The organism is Gluconobacter sp. P5B12, assembly GCF_018812035.1.
Taxonomy (GTDB): Bacteria; Pseudomonadota; Alphaproteobacteria; order Acetobacterales; family Acetobacteraceae; genus Gluconobacter.
The window spans coordinates 443,952-460,436 of record NZ_JACRVV010000002.1 but is presented as its reverse complement, the minus strand read 5'-3'; the positions used below and the strand labels follow the sequence as shown (position 1 = coordinate 460,436).

Below are 16,485 nucleotides of genomic sequence, written 5' to 3'. Positions count from 1 at the left end.
GGCGGATTATCCAAATCTTCCGGTGATGTAGTCCTGGGTCTGCTGCTGGCGTGGATTGGTGAAGATACGATCTGCCGCATCCACTTCAATCAGCCGCCCCATGTAGAAAAATGCAACCTGATCCGCACAACGCGCAGCCTGCTGCATATTGTGTGTCACGATCGCAATGGTGAACTCTTCCTTAAGTTCATCCAGAAGCTCTTCAATGCGCGCTGTAGAAATCGGGTCCAGTGCGGAAGTCGGTTCGTCCAACAGCAGTACTTCGGGACGTGTTGCGATGGACCGCGCAATGCACAGTCTCTGTTGCTGGCCGCCCGAGAGGCCGGCTGCAGGAGCATTCAGGCGATCCCGCACTTCATTCCACAGGGCGACGCGTGTCAGAACGTCCTGCACGCGCACATCCATGTCTGCTTTGCTCAGTCGCTCATGGAGGCGCACACCGAATGCGATGTTGTCATAGATCGACATGGGAAACGGCGTCGGTTTCTGGAACACCATGCCGATCCGCGCGCGCAGGATGTTCAGGTCCAGCCCGGTTTCAAGGATGTTGCGACCATCGAAAATCACTTCTCCCGTCGCACGCTGTCCCGGATAGAGATCGTACATACGGTTGAAGATCCGTAGCAGGGTGGACTTGCCACACCCGCTGGGACCGATCATCGCCGTCACTTTCCGGGCAGGAAAGTCGATGCTGATATCGTGCAGGGCATGGTTCTGCCCGTAGTAAAAGTTCAGATTGCGAACGGCGAGGGCCACTTGCGGCTTGGTCTCGTTCATTTTGAAATCCTGTAAAGTCATCCGCGCCGGGCCGAAAAACGAACGGCAATATTGATGGCCAGAACACCTAGGGTCACCAGAAGAGCACCAGCCCAAGCGAGCTGTACCCAGTCGTCATAGGACGCGCCCGCATACTGGTAGATCGTTACCGGCAGACTGGCCATCGGGTGGTTCAGGCTGAAGGACCAGTTCTGATTACCGAGAGATGTGAAAAGCAGGGGGGCTGTTTCACCGCTCACACGAGCCAGAGCCAGAAGAATACCTGTCAGAACGCCGGTCTTCGCCGAGCGCAGACAAAGAAAGAGGGTTACACGCCAACGTGTTGCACCCAGCGCTGCTCCAGCCTCCCGCATCGCGACCGGCACAAGCCGCAACATGTCTTCCGTTGTGCGCACGATGATCGGCACGGCGAGAATGGCAAGAGCAACTGAACCCGCCAATGCAGAGAAATGGCCGAACGGGGCCACCAGAACCTGATAGACGAACAGCCCAACCAGAATGGACGGGACAGACATCAGAACATCAGAAACAAACCGCACACAGGAGGCGAAGCGGTTCTGTCTGGAGCCATACTCGGACAGATAAATGCCACAGCCCAAACCCAGTGGGGTTGCCATCGCAAGCGCCAGTGTCGTCTGGATTACGCTGCCAAGAATAGCGTTTGCCAGCCCTCCCCCAGAACCTGGAGGCCCCATAGGCTTGAAAAGCGCACTTGCCGACAAGCCAACAATACCACGCGAGAGCAGTGTCCAGAGAATGGACGTCAGAACCAGCACGAGGATCGCAGCCGCAATCATACCCAGAATGGTGGCGACACGATCTTTCCGACGACGGCGCGCGCCGCACGGATTAGGAGCCCAGCCGGGAGAATGCGTTGTCATGTTGCTCATTTTCTATCCCCCCGCAGCATCCTTGCCAGAGACAGGCTGGCAAACGACAGCAGCATGAGAATGAAACCAAGAGCCAGCAGAGACGACAGACGAAGCGACCCAGCCGGACTTTCCGGGAACTGGAGAGCAATCAGAGACGCGACCGTGCTTCTCGGAGCAAACAGGGACCATCCTACGGCTGTCACATTTCCGATCACAAATGTGACGGCCATTGTCTCGCCCAAAGCGCGTCCCATGCCCAGAACAACAGCTCCGATCATGCCCGACCGGGACCAGGGCACGACGACCTTCCACATCACGTCCCAGCGCGTCGCTCCCAGCCCATACGCACTTTCACGCAGCATACCCGGCATGGCACTGAAGACGTCCCGCATGACTGCTGTCATGAAAGGGGCGATCATCATGGCCAGCACCAGACCTGCCGTCATCAATCCCGTGCCAAAAGGCGCACCATGAATCAGCATATTGATCCCCGGGACATGCCGGAAATGATGCGTCATGAAGGGTTGGACATGTCGTGCCATGAAAGGCACGATCGTGAAGAAGCCCCACATACCAAAAATGATGGATGGAACTGCCGCCAGAAGCTGAACGGCAGTGCCAACAATAGCTGCAATTTTGGGAGGCGCGATGGCGGTCAGCCAGAATGCCGTACCAAAAGCCAGCGGCATTGCAATCAGTACACCAATCAGAGTGCTGACGATTGTGCCGAACAGGGGAGCCCAGGCACCGTATTCATTCGAAACAGGATTCCAGACATCCCGGAACGCAAATCCAAGACCAAATGTCCTGAAAGCCTCCTGCCCACCAACACCCATCAGCACGACAAGGCCACCGAGGACAATCAGGACCAGCAGGGAGCATCCACCGACAACCGCCTGAAATGCGGTATCTGCGTTACTCCGTTTTTCCGGATGTTCGGAAACGGAAACCTTTTCGGGTTGCCTGGCTGGGGCAAGTGTCATGCGTCAAAGGCTCTGGCTGTGATAACTGGTGCAGACTGACGACAGGTGCCGCCACTTCCGTGCATTAGCCGTCCCAACCCGGAAGGACAACCGGCGCAGGCAAAGCAAGGCATGAAAGATTTATGTCACGCTCGATCCATTTTTTTTTGGCACACCTGAGACTGGCTCCCCAAGACACATTTCAGCAATTGATTTAACCTTCCCGAAAACAGTCCTTTTTGCCTTTCAGAGAATACCCCAAGGGCAGGAAAGAGGAGCAGGAAACCCGTGACGATGAAACAACCTCCGCTGCCGCCCCAGACGACTTCAGGCTTTTTCATGGGGTATTTCGATCTTTTCGAAGGGGGCAGAGCACGGGGTTGGGCCGTGGACATTCGCGGCCAAGGACCGGTCAGACTTCATATCCTGATTGATCAGCAGGAAGTCATGCAGGTTCTCTGCGACCATGAGCGGTCAGACATTCAGGCTGCCCTCAAGCTTCCGACTTCGAAAGTCGGGTTCGAATTTACGGTTCCTGAAAAATTCATGGATGGCGTCCCTCACGAATTCTCCATTCGCTTTCCGGACCGCTCGATCCTCCCGCTCACGAATCCCTCTACTCCTGACGTTCCGCCTCTACCGATCCTTCAGTTCACTGGAAAGCTGTTACCGGAATATCAGAGCTATATTGACGGCGTGAAACAGGGCGCTCTCCGTGGCTGGGTTCTTTGCTCGGACAAGCCTGGTGCAACAAAACACGGGCGATGCATGATCTCCGTCTTTGCAGACGGTGTTCCAATGGCTCAGGCTCGGGCAGATCGGTATCGCGGAGATGTCGCCGCAGCGCTGGGCTGCGATCCGAACTGTGGCTTCGAAATTCCCATTCCTCAGCACCTTCGTGGCAGTGGCCCTCGGAAATTCCGAATCATTACCCTTCCTGATGCCGTAGAACTCAGTGGAAGCCCACTTGTCACCTCTGTCGCAGACGATGCACTGGAATCACGCCTCGTTGATCTCCTGAGCGTCATCGACGGACTGCATCGGAAACTTTCTGAATTGCGTCAGGAAGTCAGAGACCTGGTTCCTCGGCGCGGCTACAATCTCGGCGATTACAACCGCTGGGCTCATCGATATTATCCGCTCCTGCGAGAGCGAGTTGCCAAACAGCGTCAGTTGCCAGGCGGAACAGGGCAAGAGGAGCCCCTGGTTTCCATTCTGTGCCCGACCTATCGCCCGCTCAAAAGCGACTTCGAGGCTGCCCTCAATTCAGTGCTGTCCCAGACCTACTCAAACTGGGAACTCATCATCGTTGATGATGCAGGTCTGTGCGCCCAGACAACTGCCGTAATTGAGCAGTTTTGCAAAACCGATCAACGGATCCGCGCTGTACCACTTGAGAAAAACGCAGGCATCTCTGGCGCCACAAATGCTGCCATGGATGCTGCTCGAGGTCAGTATGTCGTTTTCTTTGACCATGATGACCTCATGGTGGATGTCGCAGTTGAAGTGATGGTCCGTGCGGCTCTGGAGACAGGAGCGAAGCTCCTTTATTCAGACGAAGATAAAATAGATCAGGCTGGATATTTCCTGGAACCCAATCTCAAGCCCGATTTCAATTACCGCTATCTGCTGGGCTGCAACTACATCTGTCATCTGACGATGGTTGAGGCAAAGACCATGCGTAGAATTGGCCACCTGAAGTCAGACTATGATGGCGCACAGGATCATGACTTTGTTCTACGGGCGACGGAAATCCTGTCTCCGGCGGAAATTCATCATGTTCCCGAAATTCTCTATCACTGGCGCAAAACCCCCAATTCCACTGCCGTCAATGTCGCCAACAAGACCTACGCCATTGAAGCCGGGGTCAGGTGTGTGCATGACCATCTCAAACGCAAGAAGGTCCGGGCCAAAGTCTCGTCCATCCGCGGGCTGACGCTGTATGGCGTGGAGTGGCTGACGAAAAAGGTTCCAAAAGTCACAATTATCATTCCGTTCAAGGATCAGGTTGAAACCACGCGCCAATGTGTTGATGCCCTCCTTGATAAAACTTCCTACAAGAATTTTGACATCATTCTGGTCAACAACTGGTCAGTCGAGCATGAGACGGCTGACTTCATCGCTGAAATACAGAAGCACCCGAAGGTGTCCGTCCTGACGGTTGAGGAGCCCTTCAACTATTCACGTCTCAACAATCTCGCTGTCGATCAGACGAATGCTGACTATCTGATGTTCATGAACAACGATGTCTTCGTTGAACATTCAAACTGGCTTCACATTGCGATTGGAGAGGCTCTGGCTGCACCAGATATCGGAGCAGTTGGCGCAAAACTTCTCTATCCCAATGACACAATTCAGCATGCGGGCGTCGCGGTGGGGCCGGCTGGGATAGGTGCTCACGTTCATCGGGGTGATCCACTGACGGAGTATGGCTACATCGGACGCACCATGCTTTCGCATGAGGTCACGGCTGTCACGGCAGCGGCCATGCTGGTTCGAGCAGACGTTTTTCGTGAAGTCGGCGGATTCGACGAGAAAGAACTGACCGTCGCCTACAACGATGTCGATCTTTGCCTGAAAATCCGCGACGCGGGTTATCGGATCATCTTCTGCGCGGAAGTCATCGCCTATCATCATGAAAGTCTATCGCGCGGCAGTGATGATCGTCCGGAACATGAAGCTCGCTTCTTTCATGAAACCCAGACCATGTTGGCCCGTTGGAGTGACAATCCACTTTTCGAACGAGATCCCGCTTACCCGCGCTATTTCACGGTAGACCAGCAGCCATTCTTCGATCTTGTGGATCCGGAAACACTATGAAACCTATTTGGGATTTCTGCGTTTGACCGGATAACGAACCCTGTTGCAGGAGAACCATCATGGCCACGAAATCCAACCGCCATGTCACACAGAACGACACCGCAGACAACACGAAGAGCGTCTCGATTGAAACGCTCAATGCTCGTCTGGCCGATCTGATTGACCTCGCCCTGATCACGAAACAGGCGCACTGGAACCTCAAGGGTCCGCAGTTCATCGGCGTCCACGAAATGCTGGATGGCTTCCGTACGAGCATTGATGACTTTGTGGACACAACAGCAGAGCGTGCAACGCAGCTCGGTGGCACAGCATACGGTACGGTGCAGGATGTCTCCAAGAATTCATCTTGCAAGCCATACCCGACCGACATCTATCGCGTCGCAGACCATATCGCTGCTCTGATTGATCGCTATGCCACTGTTGCAAACAACGTGCGTGAAGCCATCAAGATCACGGATGAAGCAGGCGACGATGACACGTCTGACCTTTTCACCGAGGTTTCCCGCGGTCTGGACAAGCACCTGTGGTTCCTGGAAGCCCATGTACAGGAACCGACCGGCCAGATGCGTGACGGTGACCATGAAGGCAAGCGCGCCTAATACGCGCCTGCATTACTAAGCCTGAAAACGGAGCGGTCTTGGGCCGCTCCGTTTTTTATTGTGGCACTTGCCCCTCAACAATATCGCGATTACCAATAAAGGCACAAAAGGCGCCGCCTGAGGTGAGCCTTGATCACGACTTTCCTGAAGCGGGACAACAGGCATGACTTCCGAAGATCAAACGACACACCAAGATAGCGCGGCTTGGGATCTGTCCGAATGGGAAGCCTTGAGAGAAGAAGATACGCCATCTTCTAATGCCGCCGAAGAACCCGCAGCGCCACCAGTGCCCGCTTCACCAGAACTACCGGACCCTCAGGCTGCCACATATCTCGCACAGCATGGCGCAGACACTGTTGAACATGCTTTTGCGCTTGCCAATATCTTGCACACCAATCGCAGCGTAGCTGAAGCCGCAACATACTACGGCCGTGCGTTTGAACTGCATTCCAAGTCTCCCACGCAATATCCTCTGGCACAGTCACTTTTGCAGGTTAGGCTTCTTTGTCTGCTCAAGGCAGGCCAGCCCATTCCGCAACATGAACTCGCTGAGCTGCGCAGCCTGAACATCCCGTTTGCAAACTATATCGATGGGACATCCCACGCCTGGCGTGGAACGCCACCACGTGATGCCCTGAACATTATGGGTAATGCTTACGACGAATTCCATACGGGCGAAGAAGTTGATTCTGTCGCACTGGAAATCGCTCTTAGAGCCTCTCCATCTCTATTTTCAGCAACTCCGCAGGGCGACGATATCTATAATCGCATTCCGCGGAAGATGTTTCTCTATTGGGATGCAAATCCCCCAGCAGAAATCCAGAAGAACTTTGACTATCACAAAGCGATCTCCAGCTTTGAAGTCAAAACCTTCGATAAGGAAGAAGCTGCTGAGTGGCTTTACGATAATTACGGGATTGAAGCCCGCACACTGTTCCTGAGTGCCCGACACCCCGCTGAAGCTGCTGATTTTCTGCGGGTCCACGTCATCCAACTCCTTGGGGGCTGGTGGCTGGATGCCGACATCCGCGTCAAGAGCGATGCAGCGCTCCAGTTCATGGCAGAGCGCAAGGAAGGTTCAGCCTTCTTCCTCACACATAACCAAGTCGTTCATAATGACTTCTTCGGATCGGTTGCTAACAGCGACGTACTGACGGACTGCCTGCTGTCCCTGTATCGAAACTGCTATCTGCACCAAGGGCTCTTCATTGCCTACAAAACGGGTCCAGGCATCTTCAACCGTGCATTGAACCGTATTGCCCATCGCTCCCTCCAGGGCCGGACACCTGCAAAATCCATCGAGATCTTTGACCACCATGTCTTCAACGACATAATTGAAGAATTCGATACACCTTACAAAACCCAGTTGCCTTCTTGGTACACAGCCTGAGAGCTTACTGGCCCCGAAAGCTCTTCTTTCGGGGCCAGGTTTCCTTCACAGGCAGCGCTGGAGATGCTCTCTGGCAAAACGAAAAGTGTCCAGAGATGGTGCTTCATCTTCAATAGACACTTCATCGACATCATCGCCCAAAACAGACGAGCCTGAAGACTGCTGAGCCATTCCTTCAAGCGCCAGCATCACAAATTTCCGAAAATCTTCTTTTCCCAGCGGGGTTGGTACTTTGCCTCGCTCGCGCTGCACAACCCAGCCGCTCGTTAATGCCTGCAAGCTGCCCCAGCCATTTTCCACATCGCCCAGAGCGCGCTCTTTCAAGGTTTCGACGGTCGCCTTGGCCAGATCTTGAATATCGTCGCTGGTCATGCGCTGAGGAGCCAGCGTTGCATCTTTCTTGATGACCCAGCCCTCAACCAAGACCGCAAGGCCAGGAAGCATTTCGCCAGACATAAAATTTTCTCCCTGCTGCCTCCGAATCTATCATTTCGGAGGATTGCCGCCATTTTATTGGGTTTGGAAAATAGCATGCCTGAAGATCACAGGAAATGTGAGTTGCACCTCTTAGAGATAATCAGCTTGAAGATCCTATTGCACCTGGCTTCAGAGTAGTCCTATCTGCAAAGAGACAAAGCTACGGATTAGCTCACACATTTGCGCAAGTGGTATTGATGACTGAGAATATTGACCATGAATCCGACAATGCTCCGTCCATCACAGCGGCGACCCTCGCAGGTGACGGACAAGCTCTCGCATATTTCGAGAAACATGGCGCTGATACGGTAGAGCATTCATTTGCCATCGCAAATATTCTCCATATCCATAGCAACGTTAAAGAAGCCTCATTTTTCTATAGACGTGCCTTGGATTTGCATGGCAAGAGCCAAACAGAATATCCCTTACCACAATCACTATTACAAGTTCGTCTTCTATGCCTCCTCAAGGCTAGTGAGTCGCTACCAGAAGAAGAAATACTTGAATTAGAGAAATATTCGTTTCCGCAAGCAAACTATATCCGCGGAATTCGGGCTGCATGGCGTGAAAGTAATTTCGATGAGAGCCTGAAACTGATTGGAAACTGCTTTGAGGAGTTTCACTCAGGCGAAGAGATTGACCGACTCTATCTTGAAATCGCTCTCCGCTGGATCCGCTCTTTCGGTGAAGATGGCTTTCCAAAATCGCAGCCTGAAATACCCCACCACCTCTACATGTACTGGGACGCGAACCCGCCCGTAGAGATCAGCGAGAATATTGAATACCATCAGAACATGCTGGGAGATCGCTTTACGATCTTCACACGGGAAACAGCGACCAAGTGGTTGTACGACCACTATGGAAAAGAAGCATCCGACCTTTTCCAGCAGGTCCGTCATCCGGCAGAAGGCGCTGATCTTTTGCGCTTGCACGTCATTTTGGCAAAAGGCGGCTGGTGGATTGATGCCGACCTGCGCATCAAGTCTGATGAAGAATGGAATGCCCTCGCCACCATTCCAACGACCTGCCAGCTATTCACCACTGACAACTACGTCCTTCACAATGATTTTTTTGGAGCGACTGCCTCGCATCCAGTCATTGCCAATGCCCTGATGACGGCTTGGGCCAACATGTTTCGTCATCCCGGCCTCTACATTGCCTTCAAGACCGGCCCAGGCGTTCTGAACCGTGCCGTGAGCCGGGCGCTCTTCCAGAGCCTGGAACTCAAGGCACAGCTTCCCGTGCTTCGGATAGATGACCAAGCTCGTTTCAATGACTTCGTTGAAGAGTATGAAGTGCATTACAAGGGTAACGCATCCTGGCACAGTCAGTAAGAAACTGGCTTTATCGTCAGCGGTGATGCCCGCTGACGATCTCCTGCACCAGAGCGTCATAGCGCTTCAGATAACCCTGTAGACACAACTCAGCTTCAGCATAGCGACGGGCATCCTGGCCCAGACGTCGCGCCTGTTTGCGGTCTTCCAACAATTCCAGAACAACATCCGCAATACGATCGGGCTCAAGAAACGGCACCAGCCGACCGGTCAGGCCATCTGTAATGAATTCACTTACAGGTGCCGTATCACTGCCAATAATAGGGCATCCCGTTGCCATGGCTTCTCGCAGGGACCACGAGGCAACAAAAGGATACGTCAGATAGAGATGAGCATCTGAACGCTTCAGCAACGCACGGAAGTCATCATACGCAACCTTACCCACAAAATGGACGCGGCTTAGGTCAAGCTGGCCTTCAAGCTCCTTGAGCATAATATCACGCCAGCTACCCCGCCCTGGTGGAGGGGCGCCGTAGCTGACCTGATCTCCGCCCACCATGATGATATGGGCGTCCTTTCGTTCCGCAAGAATGCGTGGGAGGGCACGCATTGCGGAATGAAAGCCACGATACGGTTCCAGATTACGCGCAACATACGTAATAAGAGCGTCCTTCGGGCTGATCTTGACGCCATTAATGAGAAGATTGCGCTTGCGAGCCTGCGGCTCCGGCTTGCAAAGATCGAGATTTACACCTTCACGAAGAAGCGAAATTTTTTCCTGAGCCCAGACGGGATAAGTTGATCTCTGGAATTCCGTAGGCGTCTGACCATAGCCATTCGTCAGGGAAAGAGCCTGCAGATTGATCGCATTCTTGATCCGAACCGCAGCGGCGAGGTCCGAACTGGATGGAAATTCGGGGTCGAACCCGACATCATTACGATCTGTATGATAGAAAAATTCGAAATATCCCAGCACCGGACATTTCGGAAAGACATCCCCAAGATTGAGCAGTTCGCCCCAGCCATGATGCCCGATAATGATGTCAGGCTCATATCCTAGCTGCTTGAGAGTCCTAGCGGCTGTGGCGACAGCTTCTGCGCGCAGAATTCCGTATTCGAACTCTCGGAGATGGGGATGAGTAGACGAGGATGGCAGGCGAGGCACCCGATAAATGACACGCCTTACCCCAGGAACCTCACCTGCATTGGCCTCGGAAATGAAAACAATCTCATTCCCTCCCTGCTCATGCAGATGACGGACGAAATGCAGAAACTGGCCAGGAAAGTTCTGATGAACAAAAAGGTAGCGCACACCAAGTCCTGGCTGTTGAAGAGTCTCTGAGCCCGAAAATCCAGATACGCAAGATCTCAGGCATCTTAATTAATCGACCCTTGTCATTTCCAAGGATCACTAAAGGCGGCCTACATCGAAGAGTAGTCCGCCCTCATGAAATTCAAACTGCAGAGCTCGCCTTACGCTTCGCAGGCGTTTTTGTTGTTTTAGCAGCCTTGCTCGGAGCGGCCTTGGTACGCGCCTTTGTCGGAGCGACCTCCGCGGCATCATTGGGAATGATTTCAAGCAGAAATGCCTCGAGCGGCGCGAGACTGTCTGCTTCAAGCGCATCCGTGCCATCTACCGGCCCCAAACGTGTTCCATCTGTAAAAGTGGAAGAGAGACGCACGTGATGTGTCTGCGCGGATTCACCCTTCAGACGCACCCGAAGCCCAAGAATAGGCAGAGCCATGCCACGGGAGCCGCAATACTGGCCACCTTCAGACCAAGGGGAGAGCCAGCCCTTTCCGAGCACGGCCTGATATTCGATATCCGAAGTCGGGATGCTGTTTTTCGGAGCGATGGCAAAACCTTCGATCCACGCCTGACTTCCCGGCGTGCCCATCCATTCTCCGATCGGAGCGGCAACATCACCACGGCGCTGAACATGAGCCGAAATCTCGGCTACCCCACCAGTGGCCTCGGGTGCAGGAGCGGCAGACTGCGCGGGGGCAACAGCAGCAGGAACTGCTGACGTCGGACCAGCAAGTTGCGCCACCTGAATTTTTGGAGCTTCAGCCTGGCTGTTCGGTTCCTGATATGTCGTGACCAGAACAGCTGCTGGGCCGCGCGTCACCCGGACCAGAGCGGCACCGCTGGATGCGCCGATCCAGCCATCTTCCTCAAAGGTGCTGACTGTCACGATGCCCGGCGGCGTTCCAGGCGCGCGGGAAATACGGACGCCTGGCAAACCAGCGGGACCTGGTGCAGGTTGCCCGGCGGCATGAAAGATACAGAAAATACCTGCATCCAGCACCATCATGTGAGCACCAGCCTTGAGGTCAATGACCCGATTTTGCGTTGGTGCTTCAGCCGTCTTTGACATTCCCTACTCCACTTGTTCCCGTCTGCCGGGAGAAAAAATCTTCAGGTTCGCGCTACACCAGACACTCCGTGACTGGAGCCCAGTCTATGAACTGTCTGCAGAAAGAATGCTCTGCTTTTTTCCTGCTCTATATTTTACTCTTTCCAGTCGAAGCGTAAACCCGTTCATCTCAACTTCCCTCACGCCAGCAACGCAAAATAAAAGCCAAGATTAATCCAACGGGCATACCGAGAGGTACGACACCTCCCCGTCTACTCCGTCGCACACGCTCCGACTGGGCACCGATATCGAAACACACAACGGGCAAGCCGCTTTTCCATAATAGCCCCAGCGCATAACACCAGGTTTCAGGCGCTACGGAAGGAATAAACCCTATGTCGGCATATTGTTCCCGAACGAGGCCCACAGCCTCATCTTCCCGATATTCTCCTGTAACTTTAACGCCGGCAGCAATCAAAGCATCATCATCTGGCGTGTGCCCGACAAGTATAAGCTCAATCTGAACCGGCATGGTTGAAACATGATGAGCCATTGCCAGCAGAACGTCATAGCCTTTCCATTGGCTCAGCCCACCGACAATACAGATTCGCAATGGCCGTCCCGGCACAATCATTGTTTTGTCAGGCAGGTTGGTCAGCAGGTGAGCATCGTCTTCCAGAGGCGTAACGCAAAAAAACATATCAGGAAAATGGCGTGACATGCGCTGCGCGGTATCCCGTGACGGGACCAGCAACTGCTCCGCCTCACGAAATTCCTGCTCAGAGCGCTCGATCAGTTCGGGAACTGTAATGCTTTCCCCCAGATATCCCCCCCAACGGTCAATACAAGCCTCACATCCGGCAACCTCAGGCTCCCCACAATATCGGCCATCCCCATTCAGAAGCGAAATACGGGGACAAAACCAGATATGATCATGAATGAAGATGTCATATGGGACGTTGAGCATGTGATGCAGCGTCCGAATGCAGGGCGCATGCCCCACAAGGTGGTGCCACTCCACTTTCTGCACACTAAGCTGAGACAAGACATCCACAAGGAATGGTAACTCTTCCGGAAGCTTGAACGTGAGATTGGGAAAGAGCGTCTTTCCACCCGGCAGGTACTCCAACAAGCATCCTTGAGCCGTCGGGCGTAACCCGAGGGGTAACAGGCCCTGCCGCTCAAATTCGGCAGCTCTGTGATGAACGGCACGTCCTACACCGCCGCCAGCATCATGTTGGACAAGCAAAATCGAGGGCCTACTGCCGCGTTGGCGTTGCAGACGATCCACATCAAGCGCCCGCCTGAGTTCTAAAAGTGGGTCGGATTTCAAAAAAGCAGCAACTGCAACATCGTATCCTGGATGCAGAGCGTTCAGGATATCCAGGTTCCGCGCCATCAGCGCCTTCCGGCTGCTTCCGAACGACACGGACCCTACATGGGCAACATAGACATCGGGTGCAGGAAAATGCCGAAAGCCTAGAGCAGAAGCCCGTAGGCAGAAATCATTTTCTTCTCCATAGCCCTGCCCAAACAGGTCTTCCCGAAAAAAGCCTGTCTCAGCCAGACAGTGCGCCGTGATGGCCATGCAAAAGCCATTCCCCGTCGGGAGATCACTCTTTGCAGCCATCCCTGAAAACTGACGCAGACACAGACGATCCAACTCTCTGGCTTCAGCCCGGCTGGGTACGTCGTTAACCTGATCCACCGCCGGATAGGACAGAATACTGGCGTCGTTTGAAAATGGCGTCAGTGTCCCAACATCCGTTGTATTCATACGAGCACGCAAGCGCTCAACCCACTCCGGGAATACAAGAGTGTCGCTGTTCAGAAGGATGACATCCCGACCACCCGCCTGCCGCATTCCGTCATTCGCGGACGTAGGAAATCCAAGATTACGTTCGTGACGGAAAAGCGTTATCTGACCTTTTGCTGCAAGGTTATCCAACGCTGCAGCCAAGGCCGGCTCAGGTGTAGCGTCATCCACTACAATGACAGCGACATCTGCAGGTACGGTTTTCAATACGCTCTGCAGACAGGCCAGCGTCCCAGATTTATCGCGATAAACTGGAATAACAATCGCACATCCGGGACTCACACGATCATCGGCAGGACGGTGTTTCCACGGCATAACTGGAACGGGGCGCAAACGAGACGGAAGAGTGCCATCGCCTGCCAGTAGTTTCCCGATCAGCGGATCAACCGGCGCCCCAGACAAAGGCCTCCCATGGTCATCTGTGACCATCAGAAGACCGTTCCCCTCGGTTGGTAGCTCATTTTTCGGGATGGCAAAGACGCGAGGCCTTGAAAGGGGAACGTCACTATCCACGTTCGTTGCCAAGGCCGGAACCTGAAGGACGTCTCCATCTCCAAGCCTGATTGACGGCACATGATCTGGCTCCGCAGGATACCAGAGCCACCCTTCAAGCCCATTCGCCGTTGCCTGCACAAGCGATTCACAACGCGTCAAAGTCTGAATGTTGATCGGGCTGCCAAGAACATGTTTCCGCCCGGACCGCACCTCCAGACGACAAGCTTTTGGCCACCCAACGGGCAGGAAGTAACGCCCACTGACGCCCCGCCCAATCTCCATCCCGTCTAGCAGAATACGAAAAATGCCGGACGTCTGAACATCCACCCACCCGCCATTGGAAGCCGTACACCAGCCTGCCAATCCCGTCTGCTTTGCAAGATTTGTCGCGAGTTCCTGAAGCTCAGGCAGGATATGAAAGCACGAGAGGGTCTTTCCCAAACGAGCGGCAGCTTCTTCTGTCCGATTTTGCCCGGCCAAACAGACAACAGATAGAAAAGCAGCCTCTCGTAGCCTGAACACATTATAAAGCTGCTCCATACGGACCAGACATTCGGCAATTCGGCCAACCTTCAGGTAAGCGAGCGCCACAGCCCATGTCACGTTCGGGCTCTGGCGCGCCATACGCTCGGCCCGCTCCAGCCAGAAAAGACCGTCCTGCAAACGACCAGTTTGCATCGCTTCCTGACCACGCCGGAAGGCATTCTGCGCCCGGGCATTCATGACTTCCCGCCATTCGGCCCGTTCTTCGTCCGTAACCTCGTGACCATACCCCCCGAATGCCGCACGGGAGGTCGTACCGGTCAGGTCTGGGCGCTCTTTGTCAGAAGACACGTGAAATCAGTCGTCCTCATCAGCGCGGGCATCATCAAGATTGATGAGTTCGGCTTCGGCATCCTGAATGCCCTGGGCTTTGGCACGTTCCAGCCAGCTTCGCCCCTCAACCAGATCTGTTACGCCAGCAAGCCCACGCACAAGATATCGGCCCAGCATGAGCTGAGCCAGGCCGTTACCCCGCTGAGCAGCCTTCCGAAACCATTTCTGTGCATCTGCCCGATTTTCTTCAACATCATGCCCACCGCCATACATCGCGGCCAGTGAGAACATCGCGTCCGTATTTCCGCTGTCTGCCGCTGCCTCATAGAGGTTCAGAGCCCGTACGTGATCGCGCCGACCGTTGATCTGCCCCGTCACCAGAAGCTGCGCAACCGCCACCTGAGCTTCAGCCATGCCCGCGTCGGCGGCTTTTTCCATCCAGTGCATCGCTTGGGTCGGGTCAGGTTGAACGCCGCGCCCTTCCAACAGCATCCGGCCGTACCAGAACTGCGCATTGACGACTCCATCGGTGGCTTTCTGCATCCAACGGGCAGCTTCTGCAGCGTCCTGCGTATCGCCAACACCTTCAGCAAAGCAGACACCCAGATTGAAAGCGCCAACCAAGTCGCCTTTCTCCGCAGCGCGCTCAAAACGCTCTTTCAGAGCCTGCTTCTGGTCATCCGTCGCGGCAGCGCCTGTCAGAATCAGATTGCCGAAATCAGCATCGGCATGATGGTCACCGGATTCCGAAGCCACGCGAAACCAGTACGTCGCCACATCCGGGTCCCGGTGAACGCCGTTTCCGGTTAGGTAGAGCAATCCAAGCGCACGTGCGGCGCCGCCATGTTTCTGCTCGGCGGCCAACCGATACCAGGTCGCCGCTTCCATGAGATTCGGCGGTAACTCGCCACCTTTGGCATATAGATCGCCCAAGAGCGCAGCAGACTCTGCATCCCCATTCAGGGCTGCACGCCGTAGCCAGGTTTCAGCACGACCATAATGCTGCTCAACACCGACACCCTCTAACAGGAACAGGCCATACCGTGCTTGCGCTCCGACGATGTTCCGCTCGGCCGCCTGACGATAATAGCGGGCTGCTGCTCCCATATCATGAGGAACACCAGCACCGGCCTCACTCATACGACCAAGAATATCGAATGCCGTCCCGAGGCCACCCTTGGTTGCCTCCTTTAAATGGGATGCAGCAATTTTCCGGGCATCCTCCGTCTCTGCTGAATGCAAAATTGCCAATGCCAGACCCAGATGCCCCTGAGAGCACCCGGCGGCGGCAGATTGTTCATACAAGGCACGAGCCCGAGGAAGATCACGTAGGTCTTCTGGACCGTTTGTTAGAATATAGCCCAACAGGGCCTGAGCATCTGCCGAACCCGCATCTGCGGCGACCTGTGCCCAGTGACGGCCCTGATGAAAATCCGGATGCCTTTTTCCAGAGACGGGACGGGCAGAAAGATCCAGTCCTGCTTTTTGTGCCCGGATTTCGAACCCTTCAGGAAGGCCAACCGTATAAAGTGTAGCCAGCACAAAGGTCGCTTCGACATGACCGGCTTCTGCCGCGCCCAGAATCCAACGAGCACCTTCTTCCAGACTGGGTGGAACGCCAGCTCCGTCCAGATAGGCACGCCCGACGCGAAAGGAAGCCTCCATATCACCTTGAGCCGCCATACGGCTCAATAGAGCGAAACCACGAACGGTTTCTCCCGTCTCCATCAAATGGATCGCCTGCTCCAGCTTTCCTTTGGAAGAGAGGAGAGACGTAATGCGGCGCTTGAATGTCATGTTGCTCAACTCGGGTACGGCAAAAATGTAAAA

Annotated in this window: 12 protein-coding genes; 4 read left to right on the top strand and 8 right to left on the bottom strand. The window is 54.4% G+C overall.

Translation table 11 applies throughout. From position 1 onward, the window contains the following. Positions 1–6 precede the first annotated feature (6 nt). The 3 genes from pstB to pstC are packed head-to-tail and all read right to left on the bottom strand — an operon-like array spanning position 7 to position 2,632. Positions 7–777, bottom strand: a complete 771-nt coding sequence (pstB, locus tag KP702_RS06110) for a phosphate ABC transporter ATP-binding protein PstB (protein WP_371822701.1) — start codon at positions 775–777, stop codon at positions 7–9. 17 nt (positions 778–794) lie between these two features. Continuing rightward, positions 795–1,667, bottom strand: coding sequence for a phosphate ABC transporter permease PstA (gene pstA, locus KP702_RS06105; protein ID WP_202207140.1), 873 nt, complete (start codon positions 1,665–1,667; stop codon positions 795–797). Beyond that, a complete protein-coding gene (gene pstC / locus KP702_RS06100; protein ID WP_202207139.1) occupies positions 1,664–2,632 on the bottom strand; it encodes a phosphate ABC transporter permease subunit PstC in 969 nt (322 codons plus the stop codon). The genes pstA and pstC overlap by 4 nt, the downstream gene beginning before the upstream one ends. Before the next feature lie 273 nt (positions 2,633–2,905). Here pstC and KP702_RS06095 point away from each other — a divergent pair, with 273 nt between their 5' ends. The 3 genes from KP702_RS06095 to KP702_RS06085 all read left to right on the top strand — a co-directional run bounded on the left by KP702_RS06095 (position 2,906) and on the right by KP702_RS06085 (position 7,420). Beyond that, positions 2,906–5,431, top strand: coding sequence for a glycosyltransferase (locus tag KP702_RS06095; RefSeq protein WP_202207138.1), 2,526 nt, complete (start codon positions 2,906–2,908; stop codon positions 5,429–5,431). Between the two features lie 59 nt (positions 5,432–5,490). Continuing rightward, positions 5,491–6,030: a DNA starvation/stationary phase protection protein Dps gene (dps, locus tag KP702_RS06090; RefSeq protein ID WP_046900719.1), complete on the top strand. Its 540-nt coding sequence runs from the start codon at positions 5,491–5,493 to the stop codon at positions 6,028–6,030. A gap of 163 nt (positions 6,031–6,193) precedes the next feature. Then, entirely contained in the window at positions 6,194–7,420 is a 1,227-nt protein-coding gene (locus KP702_RS06085) for a hypothetical protein (RefSeq protein WP_202207137.1), read from the top strand. Positions 7,421–7,465: 45 nt separating this feature from the next. Here the strand turns inward: KP702_RS06085 and KP702_RS06080 are convergent, their stop codons facing one another. Further along, a complete protein-coding gene (locus KP702_RS06080; RefSeq protein ID WP_202207136.1) occupies positions 7,466–7,876 on the bottom strand; it encodes a hypothetical protein in 411 nt (136 codons plus the stop codon). Positions 7,877–8,094: 218 nt separating this feature from the next. On the opposite strand from KP702_RS06080, the gene KP702_RS06075 reads away from it, so the two are divergent. Continuing rightward, entirely contained in the window at positions 8,095–9,231 is a 1,137-nt protein-coding gene (locus tag KP702_RS06075) for a hypothetical protein (RefSeq protein WP_215768645.1), read from the top strand. Between the two features lie 16 nt (positions 9,232–9,247). Here the strand turns inward: KP702_RS06075 and KP702_RS06070 are convergent, their stop codons facing one another. From KP702_RS06070 to KP702_RS06055, 4 genes are all read right to left on the bottom strand, one after another. Continuing rightward, positions 9,248–10,483 (bottom strand): glycosyltransferase family 4 protein, encoded by a 1,236-nt coding sequence (locus KP702_RS06070; RefSeq protein WP_202207134.1) that lies wholly within the window; start codon positions 10,481–10,483, stop codon positions 9,248–9,250. 142 nt (positions 10,484–10,625) lie between these two features. Continuing rightward, positions 10,626–11,549 carry a hypothetical protein gene (locus tag KP702_RS06065; RefSeq protein WP_202207133.1) on the bottom strand — a complete coding sequence of 308 codons (924 nt, stop codon included), beginning with the start codon at positions 11,547–11,549 and terminating at the stop codon, positions 10,626–10,628. A 169-nt stretch (positions 11,550–11,718) separates the two neighbouring features. Next, positions 11,719–14,673: a glycosyltransferase gene (locus KP702_RS06060; RefSeq protein ID WP_202207132.1), complete on the bottom strand. Its 2,955-nt coding sequence runs from the start codon at positions 14,671–14,673 to the stop codon at positions 11,719–11,721. Positions 14,674–14,679: 6 nt separating this feature from the next. Next, complete coding sequence (locus KP702_RS06055; protein ID WP_202207131.1) at positions 14,680–16,452, bottom strand: tetratricopeptide repeat protein; 1,773 nt, start codon at positions 16,450–16,452, stop codon at positions 14,680–14,682. Positions 16,453–16,485 lie beyond the last annotated feature (33 nt).